The organism is Bartonella sp. MR168JLCBS (assembly GCF_042194175.1).
Window position 1 is genome coordinate 415 of record NZ_JBHIMP010000051.1, and the last position, 1,059, is coordinate 1,473.

1 protein-coding gene is annotated in these 1,059 nt (G+C 43.5%); it reads right to left on the reverse strand.

Annotated features, from left to right (window positions below):
• Window positions 1-345: 345 nt before the first annotated feature.
• Window positions 346-1,059, reverse strand: a 714-nt coding sequence (locus ACFIK8_RS08960; RefSeq protein ID WP_375669217.1) for an ATP phosphoribosyltransferase regulatory subunit, incomplete at its 5' end; no start/stop codon positions are given.

Sequence of the window (1,059 nt, forward strand, 5' to 3'; positions counted from 1 at the left end):
TTCCAAAACCGGATGCCCCTTTCGATACCAAGATCATAACTTTATGAACGCCAAACGCCTTGCCTGCAGCTAAGGGAAAACTCTCGCATTGAAGCCTCCGTTTTTAAATAAAATGAACTTCTTCAATAAAACGACGAATAAGGTTTTCAGTACCCAACAGGCCTCTGAGAGACTCATCCTTAATAAACTGGTAAATCCTTTTGCTAATCCTTGGTAAATTTCATAATTCTCCCTGGTAACACGTCTGTTCTTTACAAGTGGACCATGACCACCCCTCTCCCTCTACTCTCACGTCTTACTTATTAAGGCGGAAAACCTAAGGTAATGATCCTGATATTTGAAAAGCTAAAACTTTTGTGCATTTTGGGATATTAAAATATCTTGTACAGCTTGGACCAATCGCTCTTCATCCACCGTTATCTGCGCTGGTCTGCTTTCGCGCCATGTTTGATTATCCTTAATTTCATGAGACAACCGCGCACCTTCGATCAAATCTTTGATCTGTATTTTTCTGTCTTGGCGCTCTTGTGATCCTTGAATCACCACACAAGGAGCCTGGCGGCGATCTGCGTATTTCATCTGCGCTTTAATCCCTGATGCTCCCAGATAGAGTTCAGCACGAATTCCCGCTTTACGCAACTGCATGACCATTTTTTGATATTGTGCAACAGCCTCTGGCTCTCTATCCATCATCAGCACCACAACCGGCCCAGGTGTTTTCTTTACAGGCAGCTTTGAAAGATTTTGCAAAGCTGTTATCAAGCGTGAGATACCAATTGAAAAACCCGTCGCTGGAACATTTTCACCACGAAATCGTGCAACCAATCCATCATAGCGCCCACCTCCACCAATGGACCCAAAGACAACTTTTTGTCCATCATCATTGAGAACATCAAAAAGCAATGTCGCCTCAAAAACAGGTCCGGTATAATATTCCAGTCCCCGCACCACAGATGGATCAATTTTGATACGGTTTTGATAACCATTTGCGGCAAAAATTGCCTGCATTTCCTCAAGCTCCCGCACCCCTTCCAATCCTTGAATATGATGACCAACAAC